Here is a 16,280-nt window from a genome sequence, read left to right on the forward strand (position 1 = left end):
CCATTATGTATATCGCTTTATATTGTAGCGCTGTTTCAAGTGGAAACTTTCTATGACCCATTTAAGGGACCACTAATTAGCGATTGCGAATCAGATGGTAAACAACTAACTGAAAAATTAAAACAATCACGAAAAATATGCCAAGCACGGCTAATGCGAGCCACCTCATAGACATTGTCTGCACAATACCGGCGCCGTCAACTTTTCGCATCAAAATGAAGATTGTGGCGATCATAAAGATTACGAACCAAATACTGTTCATAATCCACCAATTTTTAATCTGCATAACGAAGATCCCCCCTTATAGTTTATCACTAAAATTCAAAAGTGAACTTTTTATCTTCTTCATTAGTTTACGCTATTTCTCTAAAGTTTTCATAACGAACGCCACTTCCTTCGTAGCTGGATCCGTTCGCGTTTCGCTGATTGCAAAACCGTGGCTCTTGTAAAATTTGATAGCTCGGTCATTCTTTTCATACACATCAAGGGTCAAAGGACTTACCGCTTTCTTTGCGGCTTCAATTAGCTGTGTGCCAATCCCTTGATTTTGAACGTCCTCACGTACAAAAAGTCCGGCAATGTAACGATCCATCAAGCCAAGGAATCCCACAATGCCTTCGTGATCAATTGCCAAAAGGAACGTGGCTTTTTGCATTAATTTTCTTACTAACGCTTTATTCCCCTGCCAATAGTTGGGATCCACAAAATTGTGGGCCTTTAAATTACCTGCCAACCAAATCTGCATAATTTGGTCCAATTGATCTGAGGTTAATTGCGTCACTTTTTGAATTTTCAATTTATACTCCTTATGACAGATATTTACTGCCTTCTTTAACTGCTAATTTACTCAACTCATGTGCTTTTAAAAACTGACTCACCCAATCAGGATTGTATTTACTGTACTGCCTTAGTGACCAACCAATGGCCTTTTGAATGAAGAATTCATCCGTCTTCTGATCATACAAAATAGCGTGAGTCAGCATGTTGGTATCTAAAGTCTCCTTTTCCATAAGCTGTAAATTAATAGCCACACGGCGTTCCCAAAAATTCTGACTTTGGTAAAACAACTCAAATACCTTTTCTTTTTCATCAAGATGCCGCTTCACGTATTTACCGAAAAACGTTCGCCAGGGATCAACCGAATCCCACCAACTTTTTTGCGTAACCAACTGCTTAAACACCATAATATCCGTAAAATGCCATTTTTGGATATTTTTAATCGCTAAATCAATTGCCACATACTGATACTCTCGATATTTACGTGCATACAATTCATTAATCCATGCCTTGATGGTCGTAGGTGAACAATGGGTACTCCGGTTTAACAGATCCCGACTTTGTGCTTTTCTTTCCACAGATTTAATCCCAATAAATTCAAATTTGTCCTTCATGTAATGTGCCATCGCCGGTGCAATGGCAGAATTGCCAACTAATTCAAAATCTAATTTTTCCATATAATCTCCCATCTTTAAGTATCCAAGCCGATCAAGGTCCATTTAAAATGTTTCACGCGAAACACTTGTTTATTTGATCGTTTGTAACCAACTAATTAAGGTATGCGCAATTTCTTGTTGCTGACGTGCATTGCTGATAGTTGCTGGACGATCACCCTTTTGCTTTCCATAACTCCCAAAGCCCGCATGATTGCCACCTTTAATCGATTTATACATTGTATCCCCGGGTAACCATTGTTTAGCCTTTCGATATGCCGACCAATTCAAGACGCCATCACGACTAGCAGTGACTGATAATACTGGTTGATTCATTTTTCTTAAATTTCCTTTTTGATCTGGATAACTTGCTAAAAAGAAAACGCCCTTCAGATTCTTTTGATGTGTTTTGGCATACCGACTTGCCATTACGCCACCTAAAGAATGTCCGCCAATCACATAGTCAGGTCTAGTTTTATTTCTAACCGCATTAGCTTTATTAGGCGCCAAAACGGCTAAATCCATTGGAAATTTTACGATAGTAACAGGATAGCCCGCAGTATTAAGCTTTTTGGCCCAGATGCTGTAACTTGCTGGTTCCACTAAGGCCCCTGGATAAAAAATAACATTCGGTCTGGACGTTAACTTTGTCGAAAAATTAAGGCTTGCTTTAGTGACCGTAGCCTGATCTGCAGTTTGCATGGCTGTCGAACTAGGTTGATAAATCTGAGAGCGCAAAAATAGCCAACTGCCAAAAACGAGGACAACCACAACCATCAGTACACTAAGCCAAATTTTGGTTCTTTTTTTCATAAACTCTCCCTTCTACCTATTAATGTCTATTATCTATGATGCCACTATTCTAAAGTAATATTCAACAAATAATAGTATAATGTAAGCGATCTCGAAAATATACTTTATCAATAAAGAAGGTATTTGAATTGAAAAATAATTATTGGCATCAAAGTGTAATTATCACCGGCCTAGGCCTACTTTCAAGCACCTTAGCCCTGGTTTCAGCATTTCAGAGACTTCATCATACGACTGATGTGCAGAACAAACAGATTAACAGGAAATTTTTATTAGCTGCATCTGCTGTTGAACTTGGTATCTCACTTGAACATGCAATTAGTATCCAGCAAGACTTAAAAAGATAAAGTTTATCACCACAAACTAACTGGGACTTCTGAATGTGAAAACATTTAGAAGCGCCAGTTTTTTTAACGTTATATATTTTTCTCGGTATCCCTAAACAATATTTCAATTAATATTATTTTGATGTACAATGATGTTGCTCATATATTTTAATAAGGGGGGAATTTAAATGAGCGACAACAAACTAAATGTGCCCCGTAAGCATAAATTAATTGAATATGCGAACGGACCTTCGCTTGAGGAAATTAACGGCACCGTGGCAGTCCCGAAAGGAAAGGGATTTTGGCGAACCTTGTTTGCGTATTCTGGTCCTGGTGCGTTGGTAGCAGTAGGCTATATGGATCCCGGTAACTGGTCTACTTCAATTACCGGTGGGCAAAATTTTCAATACCTGTTAATGTCTGTTATCTTGATGTCAAGTTTGATCGCGATGTTATTGCAATACATGGCGGCTAAACTTGGTATCGTGAGTCAGATGGATCTTGCCCAGGCTATTAGAGCGCGAACAAGCAAAGCTCTTGGTATCGTTTTATGGATTTTGACGGAGCTGGCAATCATGGCAACCGATATCGCCGAAGTGATTGGTGCGGCCATTGCTTTATATCTTCTTTTTCATATTCCTTTAGTCATTTCTGTTTTCATTACCGTATTTGATGTCTTATTATTACTTTTATTGACTAAGATTGGATTCCGGAAAATCGAAGCTATTGTGGTTTGCTTAATTTTAGTTATCTTACTGGTTTTTGTTTACCAAGTAGCACTTTCTAATCCAAATTGGGGAAGTGTGTTTACCGGCTTAATTCCAAACGGTGAAACTTTTTCTAGTTCGCCAAGTATTGGTGGCCAAACGCCATTATCAGGTGCCTTAGGTATTATCGGAGCAACAGTCATGCCCCATAACTTGTATCTGCATTCAGCTATTTCTCAAACGCGTGAAATCGACCATAACGATGAAGAATCAGTGGCCCAAACAGTAAAGTTTTCAGCTTTGGATTCAAACATTCAGCTGACCGCGGCCTTCTTTGTAAATGCCTTATTATTAATAATGGGTGTGGCTGTCTTCAAGACTGGTGCTGTAAAAGATCCTTCATTCTTCGGCTTATTCAAGGCCTTGTCTGATACTTCTATGCTGAGCAATGGTGTCTTAATCAGTGTTGCCAAATCTGGCGTGTTATCCGTCTTATTTGCCGTTGCACTTTTGGCATCCGGCCAAAATTCCACCATTACTGGCACACTTACTGGTCAAGTTATTATGGAAGGTTTCGTACATATGCGAATGCCCCTTTGGCTTCGTCGTTTAGTTACACGGCTGATTTCCGTAATTCCAGTTTTAATTTGTGTGATGTTAACGAGCGGTAAAAGTGCAATTGCCGAGCATACTGCTTTAAATGATCTCATGAATAATTCACAAGTCTTTTTAGCATTTGCTTTACCCTTTTCAATGCTGCCATTACTTATGATGACAGATAGTAGTGCTGAGATGGGTAAACGATTCAAAAACTCACTATGGGTCAAAGTTCTAGGCTGGATTTCGGTAATTGGACTGACTTATCTAAATCTAATTGGTCTTCCAGGACAAATTGAAGGCATCTTCGGTGATAACGCCACGAAGAGTCAGTTGTCTGCCGCCGACAATATTGCCTACATCTTGATCGTGGCTGTCCTTGCCTTACTTGTTTGGACCGTATTCGACTTACGGAGAAGCAATAAAAAATACACGGAACAAGATTTATTAATTCAAAAGAGAGCAGAGGAGGCTAATCATGAATGAATTTAAACGGATTCTAGTGGGCGTTGACGATTCTGCAGACGCTATTTTAGCATTTAAGTATGCCATTCACTTAGCCAATCAAAACAATTCTGAATTGGTCATTGTGTCAGTTTTAGAGACTGGTGATATGAACGTCTATGAAGCCTTAAGTAAAGACTTCGTGCATGGACAACGAGATGATTTAGAAAAACACGTACAAACTTATAAGCAGCAAGCTGTTGATGCCGGTGTCGAAAAAGTCAGTGTGTTGATTGCAGAAGGTGAGCCTGGCGAGACCATTGTTAAAGACGTCATTCCACATGTCAAACCTGATCTACTTGTGATTGGCTCCAAAGCTAAAAAGGGACTTTCTAGACATTTAGGTAGTCAAGCAGCCTACATGGCTAAATATGCCACCATTACTGTGACCGTGGTAAGATAAACGCTATCCTTTGAGTAACCGTCCAAACGACGTTATTACTTTTCACAAGATAACTTGCCAAGATGGGGTCAAATTTTTTAAAAATTGTATCTCTTACAAAAGAGCGTACAAAAAGCGCATGAAAATCAACCGCTTTTTGTACGCTTTTATCGTATCTTCGCTATTTGATGCGCCAACTTTAGGTGCTCGCGATTCTACCGACTCTTACGCTTGGCTAGATTCCTAAAACGATATGATATTGGCTAGAATCACCCAATTTTTTGTCCACTAAAAAAGCTAACTTTAATTACATAATCAAAGTTAGCTTTTCATTATATCTTCAAAAAATTTATTTTTAATCGTTTTCCGCCAACCACTTATCCAGCACACTAATAAATTCATCATGCTGATCCAACAAGGCTAAATGACGACTATTGGCAAACAAATGCCATTTGGCACCTGGAATATGGTCATAAACAGATTTGGCAATCAATGGTGTACACAAGTCATCAGTTCCATTAGTAACCAAAACAGGTACATGAATTTTCTTGAGATCATCAGTAACTTCAAAATCGCTAATGGTGCCGTTTTCGGTAAATTCATTGGGCCCTTCAGCAATTAAGCTTGCGCGTTTTCCATTTGTTTCACGCCGTAATGGTTCAGGTGAATTTTCATCGGGATCATCCCAGCAATAACGTTCCATGTAACGATCGTTTGCTGCTAAATACTTAGGGCCGCTGAAGTTCCCCGTTCGTTCTGCTTCCGCAATGGCCGCACGATCTTCATAGCTCAAGTATGAAATCAAACGATGCTGTTCTTGCGTCCACAGTTTAATGGAAGCTGGTGAACCATCAATCATGACACTCTTAACGCCGGTTTGATCATAACTAGTCAAATAGTACATTTCCAACATGCCGCCCCATGACTGGCCTAACATATGAACTTCATCTAAGTGAAGATACTTACGTAAAGCAACCAATTCTTCTGCCCAAGTTTCTTTAACATAAACACCTTCGTCTTCTGGAAGTGAGGATTTACCGCAGCCCACTTGATCGTACATAATGAGTTGACGACCAGTTTTAGCGTAATCATCTAATAATTCAAAATAATTGTGTGAAGAACCGGGTCCACCGTGAATTAATAGTAATGGCGCCTTATCTTTACTCGGTTTACCAACAATTCGATAGTACGTTTTATACCCATGAAATGGCATGTAGCCTTCTTTAATTTCCATCCAAATCAGTCCCTCTTATGTAAGATAGTGTTGCTAAATTCATTGTACTCCTGAATAGGATGACCGCTTTAGAAAAATTAAATAAAAACCACGTCAAACGTGATCATGTAAGTTCGTTTATTTTTTTAACACGACTGTTTTATCGGCATATGGCTTTAATAATGCTATTATCTCGGCCCGTTCTTTCACGCGAAAGCTATGCTCCCATTTTATAAATAATCGCAAATGTGCATATTGCTTTGGTCCACCTGTCAACCGATTATTTAAAAATCGTTTGACTAGGTAATATAGGTTGCGAAAATGCGAAATATCCTTGAAATAAATTACATCAGCATCCGCAAATGACTCTCGTCCATAACGATACTGAACACCTTCAATAATCCAGTCACTTTGTTCTAAAACGTGTTTAAGCAACCAAGCGCGTTCTTCGGTCGTACGATGTCTGTCTCCTTGAGGATCTCTTTTCCAATTCAAGTCATCAAGTGAAGTTACTGGCATATTATGTTTTAAGCTTAGTTGCCTTGCCAACTGTGTTTTACCACTGCCAACGGGACCAATAATTCTGATTTTCATTTATTTTATTTTCCTTTCTATCAAAAAATGTGCAATCCCTTACAAAATCGTCACACAAACGTAACTTACGAAGACCATTTTTCAACCTGTATACTGGTAGTTACTGCTCAAAAATAAAGGAGAATAAAATGCCAAGAAATGTAAAAGAAGAAGTTGTTTTCACTGCTATCATGGCCGGTCTAATGGTTTTCGTGATGGTTTGCTACAATGTGATTCTGGTTCAAGGATTCACAAAAGGATTTATGTTAAATTCTATTAAGGAATACCCAGGCGGTCTATTGGTTGCGATTATCTTAGATTTATTAGTTGTAGGACCGATTGCCAAAAAATTAGCTTTCAAGTACATCATCAATGATTACATGAAGAAAAATGTCGTTTTAATTGGCATTACGATTTCTGTATTGATGGTTCTTGGAATGGTAAGTTGTATGTCACTTTTCGGAATGATTATGGCACATAATTTTGGCGGAAATCTATTGCTAACCTACTTACACACTTGGGGATTTAACTTAATTGTAGCTCTACCACTTCAATTGCTTATTGTCGGTCCAATTGCCCGCGCAGTACTTGGAATTATGCAATCTGCAGCTGATAAGAAACAAACTGAACAAGAATCTATTAGCGAAGAAATTGACTAACTAATGTAAAAACGTCCGTAATCTAAAGATTGTGGACGTTTTTTGTTAGCTTAATTTTAGTTTTCAAACACATATGTCACATGTGCCATCTTAGGTACTTCATCCCAAGGAACTGGATAGCCAGCGCCATGCGCACAAAAAACAGAATCTGGTGTATTTTCAAGATCTGAAGTTGGATTGTACTTCAGATCTGTGATGATTTTTTCTGCATTATGACATGGTTGATAACCGTCAACGACACACTCTAATTGTCCTTGTCCATGCGTATATGCTCGCACTTCTTGCACATAACCTTGCATTTCCGAAACGGGCGCGTTTCCAGTCAATGTTATCAACTCAGTTCCACTATCTTTTGGTGTTTCGAAAGTGCCACTCATCCGTTGAATATCATTCATTGCCCGCCCAACCTGGGCCTGATCAATTGTTAAATTGAATCGATACCAAGGCTCCAAAAGCTGACAAGCATCTTGAGCTTTCAACATCATTAATCCCTGGCGGACGGCCCGCCAAGTGGCTTCACGAAAATCACCGCCCACGGAATGCACAATGCTGGCTTTGCCGTTAACCAACGTCATCTTCATATCTGTAATTGGCGCGCCAATTAAAACACCTAAATGCTCTTTTGCTCGTAAATTGGTTAAAACTTGATGTTGCCAATTTTTACCAAGAACATCAACCCCACAACTTGAATCGAAGATTAAACCACTACCTTTAGGAGCTGGTTGCAACAACAAATGAACTTCAGCATAGTGGCGAAGAGGTTCAAAATGACCTACGCCTTCAACAAATTTGGTAATTGTTTCTTTGTACAGAATACTACCCTCTCCAAATTTAACATCCAAATTAAAACGCTCTGCCAAAATCTGTTGCAGAATTTCTAGTTGAATGTCACCCATAATTTGAACACGAACTACTTGAAGATGGTTTGACCACGTTACATGTAGTTGGGGATCTTCATCCTCAAGCTGACGAAGCGCCGTTAGACATACATGAATATCATTATCTTTTGGATCAAGTGCATAATTAAGTACTGGCTGAATAGTGGCTGACTTACTGTTCGGCTCAATTCCTAATCCCTGTCCCGGATATGTTTCTGTTAAGCCCGTAACTGCACAAATCCCACCAGCTTCAACTTCTGGCACAACAGTGTATTTCACACCATCATAAATTCGAAGCTGGTTTGCCTTTTGATCATTTAACAAGACAGCCTTGGTACGTAGTGTACCACTAGTTACCCGCAACCATGTTAGGCGTTCATTTTTTTCATCATGAGAAATTTTAAATATTTGCGCCCCAAACTCATTTGAGTCACTAGTTTTTTCACAAGTCCACCGTTCCAAGCCGGCCAAGAAGGGTTCCACACCAGTTAATTTTAAGGCCGCACCAAAATAACAAGGAAAAATTTCACGATTGATAATCATTTTCCGAACGGTATCATCGCTAAGCTTTCCAGAATCCAAAAATTGTTCAAGGACCGTATCGTTTTGCATGGCAATTTCTTCATAGCCATTTTCAGGAATATCAGTTTGTGTTTCTGTGTCGTTATTAAAATCAATGCATCCCTCAGCAAGTCCCATTTGTAATTGCTTTAATACCTGGCTTCTATCAACACCATCCGCATCCATCTTATTCACAAAAATAAAAGTTGGCACTTGATATCGTTTGAGTAGTTGCCAAAGTGTTCGGGTATGGCTTTGCACGCCATCCGTTGCAGAAATGACCAAAATAGCATAGTCAAGCACACTTAAGGCTTGCTCCGTTTGGGCAGCGAAATCCACGTGTCCAGGCGTATCTAATAAGGTTAAACTAAGATCGTGATATTTGAGATTAGCCTGATGTGAAAAAATTGTGATTCCATGTTGTTTTTCAAGATCATCTGTATCCAAGAAGGCATCGCCGTTATCGACACGTCCTAGCTTCCGCAAGGCACCCGTTCGATACAACATGGCTTCTGAGAGTGTCGTTTTTCCTGCATCGACATGTGCAATGATTCCAGCAACAATATGTTTCATGACAATTCCTTCTTCGAATTAAATATTCTAGTTATAATTTTGGACATTTATCATTGAGGAAGTTGATAATTATTATCAACTTCTGTACTTATGATTTTATCATACTTAAAAAGGTATTATTTCGTTTGTTTCATCAACAAATAATACTGTGAAGTATATTTTCAAATATCTCTAGAATAGAAATTGTTAAACTTATTCATAGTTGATAAGCCTAATTATTTTTACTGTTAATCTCACTTTTCTTTACCAAGTGGTGACAGCCATGCTCCAGCTCCTGCTAATAAACGAATAATTCCAGCCAATATCACGATAACTTTCATCGTGGTACCAATACTAATCAAATAACCACTTAACCATGATCCGATCGGAATAGATGCATATGAAACCATACGAGTAACAGATACTATTCTTCCTAGTATATTTGATGGAACTGTTCGCTGTCTTAATGTGAAGTATGTAATAACATTTATAGTACCAAAAAAACTAATCAATCCTAAAACAAGCCCAACCGACCATGCACTATTCGTTATAAATAGAAAAATTGTAAATAACCCCGCTAACATCGTACTGACAGACAAAATTCTACCAGATGAAAAATATCGACTAATTTTAGGTGTGACAAAGCCAGCAGTTAAAGATCCAATTCCAGCTAAAGTCATCGCCATGGAAGCATCGAATACAGATAATTTCAATTGTCGCGTCATATAATACATAAAATTTGCTTCAAACATATTCAAAGCAAAATTACTAAAAAAGAACATTACAGAGCCACTAAAAATCACCTTTTGTCCAAATGAGTAACTAGCACCTTCTTTAATACTTTTGATTAATTTCTTCAAACTCAGTGTGCCACGCGAGGGAGTTTTTATAGAAATTTTGGTAATAAAAAAAGCTGCCATAAAAAACGTAATTGCATCCACCCAAAGCGCGTTGACACCGGAGAACAAAACGATCACCGTTCCGCCGAGCAATGGACCAACGATTGATAGCGTATTGTCCACAGTTTGAATCTTAGCATTGGCCGTGATTAGTTCTGTGGACTCTGTTAGTTGTGGCAAAATGCTCTGAAAAGTTGGATGAATCAAAGGATCAATCGATGAAAGAAAAAAAACAATCAAATAAAGTTGCCACATAATCAGATTTGTTTGTTTCACAAATAATGCCAATAAAACGGTTAAAATTCCAGACACTACATTTCCCAAGAATAAAATACGTTTTTTATTAAACGTATCGGCGATGCTTCCGCCTATAAGTGAAAAAAATATCCACGGTATAAAGGAAATTCCATAAATAGTTGCAGCATGATAAGCGGACCCAGTTTTAGCCAAAACAATCAAAGGTAAGGCTAACTTGTATAACCAATCTCCAATTGAAGATTTGAGAAAAGAAAACCAAAGCTTGTTGAAATCAGAAAATTTAAATTTCACATTATTCACCTTCTAAGCACTTATTAATTCAAGTGTAAAAGTAAACTCAAAATAACAATTAAAAGTTTGATATACTTTAAATTACTAAGTATGGAGGTTAAGTAAATGATTCAATCTGGAGAAATATTCCACGAGTTACGCAAGGGTAAATCAATCACTCTACAAGAAGCCGGAAAAGACATTGTATCAGTACCGTTTTTATCTCAATTTGAACGTGGGTTAAGCGATATTTCGTATTCACATTTATTAAAACTACTTGATCGTATCAAGGTAAAGCCCTCTGAGTTTGACTACCTATTCCATCAACGCAATAAAAAAAGTGACGATTCTGTAATGAATTTGCAGGAAGCCTATCAATCAGGTAACGTTACGGTACTTAAACAATATTTGAATCTTTGGCACAAGGGCAGCGATCGCTACTCCAAGCTGCAAGTTATTCAACTAAAAATGATGCTTGTTACTTTAGGAGAAGGTCAAATTTCAAAAAACGAGATTACATATTTGCAAGAATATTTTGCAAAAATTGAAAATTGGTCTTTTTATGAACTATATCTCTTTGGTCATGCAATGCCATTTATGGATGTTAAATCAGCTGCTAGCCTTGTTCGTGTGTTAACTAAAAAAATAAATCTATATGGCAACTTTCGGCAAGATAGTTTCTCAATCGTATTCTATTTATACAATAATTTAATTTTAAACTTAGTAGCTACTGGTGACTTTGAGCAGGCAATGGCGTTTGTTAATTTATTGAAAAATAACGGCTTCAGTGAACGTGATTACTATCACAAAACGCGTTATTTTTCTCTTGAAGGATTGGTTAAGTATAAGCAAAACAGAAAAGAAGAAGGGGTAGCACTTTTAAAGCGATCTATTGATATTACCGTGTTAGTTATGCATGATGATCATTTTATAACTAATGAATTTAACTTTTTAAAACAATATATAACTGATACAGATCTAAAAAAGGTATTTATAAACTGGAATAATTTGTAGGCAATTTTGTTATACTTTTGCGAAATAAAGTAAATGACGTTTTAGTACTTTATACAATTGATGATAATGAGTTAATTTTTATTGATATTCAAGTTAGCTCACATAACCGGCCTTTCTCAATCAAAATAGTTCAGCTAAATAGCATAAACACAACAAATAAAATAGTTTTAGCACCTTTTCGCTATCTTCTATCAATTTAAAATCGTCTTAAAAAACTGATAACATTGTGATCATCTCTACCAAAGATATCTTTACCAATAGCATAGTAATTTACTAAGCTACTACGAATAAGGGATTAAAAACTTGTTTTTCAAGACAAAAATAGGTTTGAATTTAAGTAGTTCACATATTTATCAAAATTTTGACCTACATATTGTTTTCGATTTAAATACGTGTCATTTTCTTGTTGTAGAAGCTCAAAGTCAAATCCATTAAAAAATAGCCCTCGCGAGGGCTATTTTTTAAACACATAAGTGTTATACTTCAATCTATGAATATTCCAGGTGTAAATTCAAGCCAATCGTATCGTTTAAGAAGATTTCTCCCTTTCTAGTTAGTTCTACTGCTCGGGAATTTTCCGATTTAATGACAAATTCTCTTTTTAACAAAGATATAAAGATTGCATTCCCCACGGCTCCAGCAATGTGATCCTTTCTTTCGCTCCAGTCTAAACAAGGCTTACAAAAGGCCCTTTTTTTTTGACTAAGTTGCGCTAAGTTTAGATTGAAGTTTTTTTGTAAATAATTACTTCCACTTGTGGTGACTAGGAAATCATTGTTTTTTTCAATAATGACATTATTATTTAAAAAAGTCTGGGTTAAACCTACACCTAATTTACCAGCTAGATGATCATAACAAGTCCGACCATAGTAAATTCTTTTATAACTTTTATTATCATTGAATGTACTTATTTTTTTTGAAGGAGCAAGCGGACTTAGATTTTCAAGGACGGAGGCAACATCCTTACTAATCAAAGAGTAATAATGAAATCGACCATATTTTTCTAGTTTGATCCAATTTAACAAAAGTAATTTCTGTAAATGATAATCAACAGTTTGTGGTGTGATTTTTGCTAGGGTCGACAGTTCATTAACTGTGTGAGCACACCCGTCCATCAATGCATCGAGCACGGCGACCCTAGTCTTATTTGAAAAAACTTCGGCTATCAAAGATACGTCAGGTAATTTATTCATTTTACATTCTCCTTAGAAAATTCCACATTTCGATAAAAACTGAACTAATTTAATGATATATTAAATTTCGATGAAAGAAAAGAGCGAACGCTTAGTTTATTATAACTTTTCTTTCATGAAATTTTTAAAAGGGAGATGCTGACTTATGACATTAACAAAAACTACCGCAAGTGCAGTTGAACCATCAGGACGTTAATCAGGAAACTGTTTGATCGGAGGTGTTAGATATGACATTAACAAAAACTACTGCAAGCGCAGTTGAACCATCAGGACGTTAATTAGATCAGTTTCTAGCGTAGCTTAGTGGTGAATTTTAATTCACGCTAAGCTTTTTTATAATAAGTGAGGTACCTTAACTATGATAACAAGACCGAAAATTAAAAATTTGCATGGTTTACTTTTCTTGAAAAATAGAGTCCGTATTGGTGCTGGCGAAAGTTATGTCGCCAATATTGATAATCCAAATGATAAATATACAAAAATTTTGAAAGCATTAAAGCTGGGTATTTCCAGAAAAGAAGCATTAGCGCATCCAGAAAAATATGATTTAAGCAAAGCAGAACTTAAGGATTGTTTGAAAGTATTAGAGAATGCTGGGTATTTAGAGGATGAAGCTATTCAGCCACCCGTTGATTTGACAGGAGATAATCTGGAACGATACAAGGTTAATTTGAATTTTTTTAGTACCTTAGAAAACCCATTTAACAATAAATTTAAATACCAAGAAAAATTAAAAAATGCGACTGTTTTAATAATTGGATTAGGAGGAATTGGATCAAATATTTGTATAGCGTTACTTGAACTTGGGATAGGGAAGATTATTGCTACGGACTTTGATGAAGTTGACTTAAGCAATTTAAATCGACAAATATTATACTCAGAAAAAAGTGTTGGAAAATTAAAGTCTGAAGAAGCTAAGAAAAGAGCAAATGAATTTAATTCATATGTACAATTTGAAACAATTCATCAAGAAATATCCTCTCAAAAAGATGTTCAAAAAATCATTACAGTTTCGAAACCCGATTTTGTAGTTAATGTTGCAGATTATCCAACAGGTTACATCGATTTCTGGGTAAATCAGGCCTGTGTTGAAAAAAAAATTCCATTAATAGCAGCTTTGGTTGATAAGAAGAACGGACGAGTTTACACGGTTATTCCAGGAAAAACAGCCTGCTACAATTGTCAATATGTCGATGAATTAAATTCTTTACCTCAACATGAAGAAGAGGTTATGGCAACACGAGTTCAGAAAAACTCGGAAAAGCTTGATCTCTATCGTTCGCCTAATGGGGCTCTTGGACCAGCCTGTTTATTTCAGGGCTATTTTGTTTCATTTGAAATTATGAGATATCTTTTTTGGGGAGCAGAAAGTATGCTGACTTTCAATAAACGGTTTTCAATTGACTTTTTATCATTTGAACAAAAATTCACTCCACTAAAAAAATTGGACGATTGTGAAGTGTGTGGAGGTATAGTAAATGAGTGAAATTCTGAATGTTATTAATTTATCCAAAAAATATGGTTTTTTTACGGCAGTTAAAAATGTAAATTTTGTTGTTTCTTCGAGAGAGTGTGTTGCATTACTGGGAGAAAACGGAGCGGGGAAAACAACAACCATGAAAATGATTTACTCCGCAGCTTCTATAACTGATGGACAGATTAAGGTAGACGGTATAGATGTTTCAAAGAATCCAGCAACTACTAAACGGGCGTTAGGGATCGTTTCCCAAGAGGACTTATTGGACGGATCGTTAACCGTTCTTGAAAATTTAATTGCACATGGTATTTGTTACGATATTCCAAAAAAGCAATTGAAGGAAAAATGTAAAGAGTTACTAGAATTTGTTGGTCTTTCTAATTATGCAAATAAAGAGATCACCAGCTTGTCAGGTGGTATGAGACGGCGTTTGGTTTTGGCAAGAGCTATGTTGAATGATCCAAAACTTATTATTCTTGATGAGCCTACTACTGGATTAGATGTGCAATCTAGACATGTTATTTGGAAAAAGCTTTTAACATTAAAGCAACAAGGGGTTGCACTTTTACTGACTTCACATTACATGGATGAAGTTGAGAAGTTGGCAGATAAGGTTTTGATCATACACCAAGGAGTGGTCTTAGCGGAAGGAACCCCGGACAATTTACCTGTACAAAATGGATATAAAACACTGGAGGACACGTTTCTAGGATTGACAGGATTTGACGAGGAGGCGAACGATATTGTACAAGCTCTCTCTTAATTCAATTAAACACGTGATTGAACGTAACTATATGAGTTTTAAAAAATTGTTTAAAATATCGGTTTTTCCTAATTTATTGGATCCAATTTTATACTTGGTGGCGATGGGAATTGGGCTTGCAGGTTTTGTTGGTAATGTAGAAAGTATGTCTTATTTTATGTTTGTCACCTCAGGTTTAGTGGCAGCCACGGGTATGAATGCAGCTACAAATGAAGCAACCACTAACGCATTTATACAAATGCGAGTGGAAAAAACTTACTATGCGATTAGTATGACACCTGTTAATTTACAAGATATTGTTATCGGACAAGCAGTTTGGGCTGGAGTACGAAGTACTATTTTTGGCTCGCTTTTCTTGATAATTGCAGCATTTTTGGGAGCTGTACAAAGTTGGTTAGTTATCGCCATTCCACTGGTTTTATTTTTAAATGGGTTGCTCTTTGGACTTCTAGGTTTAATTTTTACAATCATTGTTCCTAATCGAGATTACTTAAATTATTATGTAATGCTAATAATACAGCCATTGTATATGTTTTCAGACACCTTTTTTCCGATTAGTAGTATGCCTAAATGGTTACGTCCTTATAGCTGGTTTTCACCGTTATACCATGCTGTTAATGTATGTCGAAGCCTAATGATAGGCAGCATTACAAATGTTGGCTGGAATATTTTGTGGATGTTACTCGTAATTACACTACTGGGGATAATTCCCGTTAGATTAGTTCACAAAAAATTAGTTTATTGAAAATGAATTTCTTAAAGGCTATTTTGTCAGTTGTTAATAAGAAGATAAAAGTTATACATGATGCTCCACTTTAAAAAGTTAATTGAGATATTTAGTAAAAGAATTATTATTGACATTTTAGCACTTACAGGTGAGTTTAAGACTTGCTTTATTATTTTAAAGAATGCACTTGAATTTTAATCATCGGTAGTTATTTTTTAATTGACAATTTCTATGTACCTGCTGTATGCTAATAGCAACTTAAAATCGTCCTTAAAAACCGATGAAGTGGAGATCAAGATTACCGTGCACGCACAGAGAGTCATCGTTGCTGAGAGTATGACCGAACGCAAGTAATTAAATGGACCACCGAGGGCTTTTCCGAAATTTCGAGAGTACGGAAAGACGTCAGACATACGTCAGTTGTCAGGAGAATGTTAGTTCTCTATAAAGTAGGGGTGCATCTTTAGACTTTTCGTGAATCTAAAAT

General features: G+C 36.6%; 17 protein-coding genes. 8 read left to right on the forward strand and 9 right to left on the reverse strand.

The genetic code is table 11. The features are described 5' to 3' along the window. Positions 1–76: 76 nt before the first annotated feature. The 4 genes from IV80_RS04070 to IV80_RS04085 all read right to left on the reverse strand — a co-directional run bounded on the left by IV80_RS04070 (position 77) and on the right by IV80_RS04085 (position 2,243). On the reverse strand, positions 77–286 hold the full coding sequence (locus tag IV80_RS04070) for a DUF3923 family protein (protein WP_057749884.1): 210 nt from the start codon (positions 284–286) through the stop codon (positions 77–79). Between the two features lie 72 nt (positions 287–358). Further along, positions 359–796, reverse strand: coding sequence for a GNAT family N-acetyltransferase (locus tag IV80_RS04075; protein WP_236699565.1), 438 nt, complete (start codon positions 794–796; stop codon positions 359–361). A 10-nt stretch (positions 797–806) separates the two neighbouring features. After that, a complete protein-coding gene (locus IV80_RS04080; RefSeq protein WP_057749889.1) occupies positions 807–1,454 on the reverse strand; it encodes a DNA alkylation repair protein in 648 nt (215 codons plus the stop codon). A gap of 69 nt (positions 1,455–1,523) precedes the next feature. Beyond that, positions 1,524–2,243 carry an alpha/beta hydrolase gene (locus tag IV80_RS04085; RefSeq protein ID WP_057749892.1) on the reverse strand — a complete coding sequence of 240 codons (720 nt, stop codon included), beginning with the start codon at positions 2,241–2,243 and terminating at the stop codon, positions 1,524–1,526. A gap of 128 nt (positions 2,244–2,371) precedes the next feature. Here IV80_RS04085 and IV80_RS04090 point away from each other — a divergent pair, with 128 nt between their 5' ends. The 3 genes from IV80_RS04090 (at position 2,372) to IV80_RS04100 (ending at position 4,777) form a co-directional block, all read left to right on the forward strand. Beyond that, positions 2,372–2,587: a hypothetical protein gene (locus tag IV80_RS04090; protein ID WP_057749895.1), complete on the forward strand. Its 216-nt coding sequence runs from the start codon at positions 2,372–2,374 to the stop codon at positions 2,585–2,587. A 167-nt stretch (positions 2,588–2,754) separates the two neighbouring features. Then, positions 2,755–4,356, forward strand: coding sequence for an Nramp family divalent metal transporter (locus tag IV80_RS04095; RefSeq protein ID WP_057749899.1), 1,602 nt, complete (start codon positions 2,755–2,757; stop codon positions 4,354–4,356). Then, complete coding sequence (locus IV80_RS04100) at positions 4,349–4,777, forward strand: universal stress protein (RefSeq protein WP_057749902.1); 429 nt, start codon at positions 4,349–4,351, stop codon at positions 4,775–4,777. Before IV80_RS04095 ends, IV80_RS04100 begins: the two co-directional genes overlap by 8 nt. A 334-nt stretch (positions 4,778–5,111) precedes the next feature. Here IV80_RS04100 and pepI read toward each other — a convergent pair whose 3' ends face one another. Beyond that, positions 5,112–5,990 carry a proline iminopeptidase gene (gene pepI, locus IV80_RS04105; RefSeq protein WP_057749905.1) on the reverse strand — a complete coding sequence of 293 codons (879 nt, stop codon included), beginning with the start codon at positions 5,988–5,990 and terminating at the stop codon, positions 5,112–5,114. Positions 5,991–6,107: 117 nt separating this feature from the next. Beyond that, entirely contained in the window at positions 6,108–6,563 is a 456-nt protein-coding gene (locus tag IV80_RS04110; protein WP_057749907.1) for a P-loop NTPase family protein, read from the reverse strand. 128 nt (positions 6,564–6,691) lie between these two features. On the opposite strand from IV80_RS04110, the gene IV80_RS04115 reads away from it, so the two are divergent. Beyond that, entirely contained in the window at positions 6,692–7,201 is a 510-nt protein-coding gene (locus tag IV80_RS04115) for a DUF2798 domain-containing protein (protein WP_057749909.1), read from the forward strand. Positions 7,202–7,257: 56 nt separating this feature from the next. On the opposite strand, the gene IV80_RS04120 is transcribed toward IV80_RS04115, so the two are convergent. Both IV80_RS04120 and IV80_RS04125 read right to left on the reverse strand, forming a co-directional pair. Next, positions 7,258–9,213 carry a GTP-binding protein gene (locus IV80_RS04120; RefSeq protein ID WP_057749912.1) on the reverse strand — a complete coding sequence of 652 codons (1,956 nt, stop codon included), beginning with the start codon at positions 9,211–9,213 and terminating at the stop codon, positions 7,258–7,260. A 233-nt stretch (positions 9,214–9,446) separates the two neighbouring features. Then, positions 9,447–10,640 carry an MFS transporter gene (locus IV80_RS04125; protein ID WP_057749915.1) on the reverse strand — a complete coding sequence of 398 codons (1,194 nt, stop codon included), beginning with the start codon at positions 10,638–10,640 and terminating at the stop codon, positions 9,447–9,449. Between the two features lie 105 nt (positions 10,641–10,745). Here IV80_RS04125 and IV80_RS04130 point away from each other — a divergent pair, with 105 nt between their 5' ends. Continuing rightward, positions 10,746–11,633 carry an Rgg/GadR/MutR family transcriptional regulator gene (locus IV80_RS04130; protein ID WP_057749918.1) on the forward strand — a complete coding sequence of 296 codons (888 nt, stop codon included), beginning with the start codon at positions 10,746–10,748 and terminating at the stop codon, positions 11,631–11,633. Positions 11,634–12,121: 488 nt separating this feature from the next. On the opposite strand, the gene IV80_RS04135 is transcribed toward IV80_RS04130, so the two are convergent. Continuing rightward, positions 12,122–12,826 carry an ArsR/SmtB family transcription factor gene (locus tag IV80_RS04135; protein WP_057749921.1) on the reverse strand — a complete coding sequence of 235 codons (705 nt, stop codon included), beginning with the start codon at positions 12,824–12,826 and terminating at the stop codon, positions 12,122–12,124. A 358-nt stretch (positions 12,827–13,184) separates the two neighbouring features. Between IV80_RS04135 and IV80_RS04140 the strand changes: the two genes are divergently transcribed. From IV80_RS04140 to IV80_RS04150, 3 genes are read left to right on the forward strand one after another with little or no spacing between them, the layout of a single operon-like run. Further along, a complete protein-coding gene (locus IV80_RS04140; protein ID WP_057749924.1) occupies positions 13,185–14,312 on the forward strand; it encodes a HesA/MoeB/ThiF family protein in 1,128 nt (375 codons plus the stop codon). Further along, positions 14,305–15,066, forward strand: coding sequence for an ABC transporter ATP-binding protein (locus IV80_RS04145; protein ID WP_057749927.1), 762 nt, complete (start codon positions 14,305–14,307; stop codon positions 15,064–15,066). Before IV80_RS04140 ends, IV80_RS04145 begins: the two co-directional genes overlap by 8 nt. Then, a complete protein-coding gene (locus tag IV80_RS04150) occupies positions 15,047–15,811 on the forward strand; it encodes an ABC transporter permease (RefSeq protein WP_057749930.1) in 765 nt (254 codons plus the stop codon). The genes IV80_RS04145 and IV80_RS04150 overlap by 20 nt, the downstream gene beginning before the upstream one ends. Positions 15,812–16,280: the final 469 nt, after the last annotated feature.

This window comes from Pediococcus cellicola, assembly GCF_001438655.1.
Taxonomy (GTDB): domain Bacteria; phylum Bacillota; class Bacilli; order Lactobacillales; family Lactobacillaceae; genus Pediococcus; species Pediococcus cellicola.

Excerpts from the sequence above, each read along its gene's own strand:
- pepI (WP_057749905.1), bottom strand. The coding sequence starts at position 5,990 with ATGGAAATTAAAGAAGGCTACATGCCATTTCATGGGTATAAAACGTAC.
- IV80_RS04130 (WP_057749918.1), top strand. The coding sequence starts at position 10,746 with ATGATTCAATCTGGAGAAATATTCCACGAGTTACGCAAGGGTAAATCA.
- IV80_RS04145 (WP_057749927.1), top strand. The coding sequence starts at position 14,305 with ATGAGTGAAATTCTGAATGTTATTAATTTATCCAAAAAATATGGTTTT.
- IV80_RS04140 (WP_057749924.1), top strand. The coding sequence starts at position 13,185 with ATGATAACAAGACCGAAAATTAAAAATTTGCATGGTTTACTTTTCTTG.
- IV80_RS04070 (WP_057749884.1), bottom strand. The coding sequence starts at position 286 with ATGCAGATTAAAAATTGGTGGATTATGAACAGTATTTGGTTCGTAATC.
- IV80_RS04110 (WP_057749907.1), bottom strand. The coding sequence starts at position 6,563 with ATGAAAATCAGAATTATTGGTCCCGTTGGCAGTGGTAAAACACAGTTG.
- IV80_RS04100 (WP_057749902.1), top strand. The coding sequence starts at position 4,349 with ATGAATGAATTTAAACGGATTCTAGTGGGCGTTGACGATTCTGCAGAC.
- IV80_RS04085 (WP_057749892.1), bottom strand. The coding sequence starts at position 2,243 with ATGAAAAAAAGAACCAAAATTTGGCTTAGTGTACTGATGGTTGTGGTT.
- IV80_RS04080 (WP_057749889.1), bottom strand. The coding sequence starts at position 1,454 with ATGGAAAAATTAGATTTTGAATTAGTTGGCAATTCTGCCATTGCACCG.
- IV80_RS04120 (WP_057749912.1), bottom strand. The coding sequence starts at position 9,213 with ATGAAACATATTGTTGCTGGAATCATTGCACATGTCGATGCAGGAAAA.
- IV80_RS04135 (WP_057749921.1), bottom strand. The coding sequence starts at position 12,826 with ATGAATAAATTACCTGACGTATCTTTGATAGCCGAAGTTTTTTCAAAT.
- IV80_RS04115 (WP_057749909.1), top strand. The coding sequence starts at position 6,692 with ATGCCAAGAAATGTAAAAGAAGAAGTTGTTTTCACTGCTATCATGGCC.
- IV80_RS04095 (WP_057749899.1), top strand. The coding sequence starts at position 2,755 with ATGAGCGACAACAAACTAAATGTGCCCCGTAAGCATAAATTAATTGAA.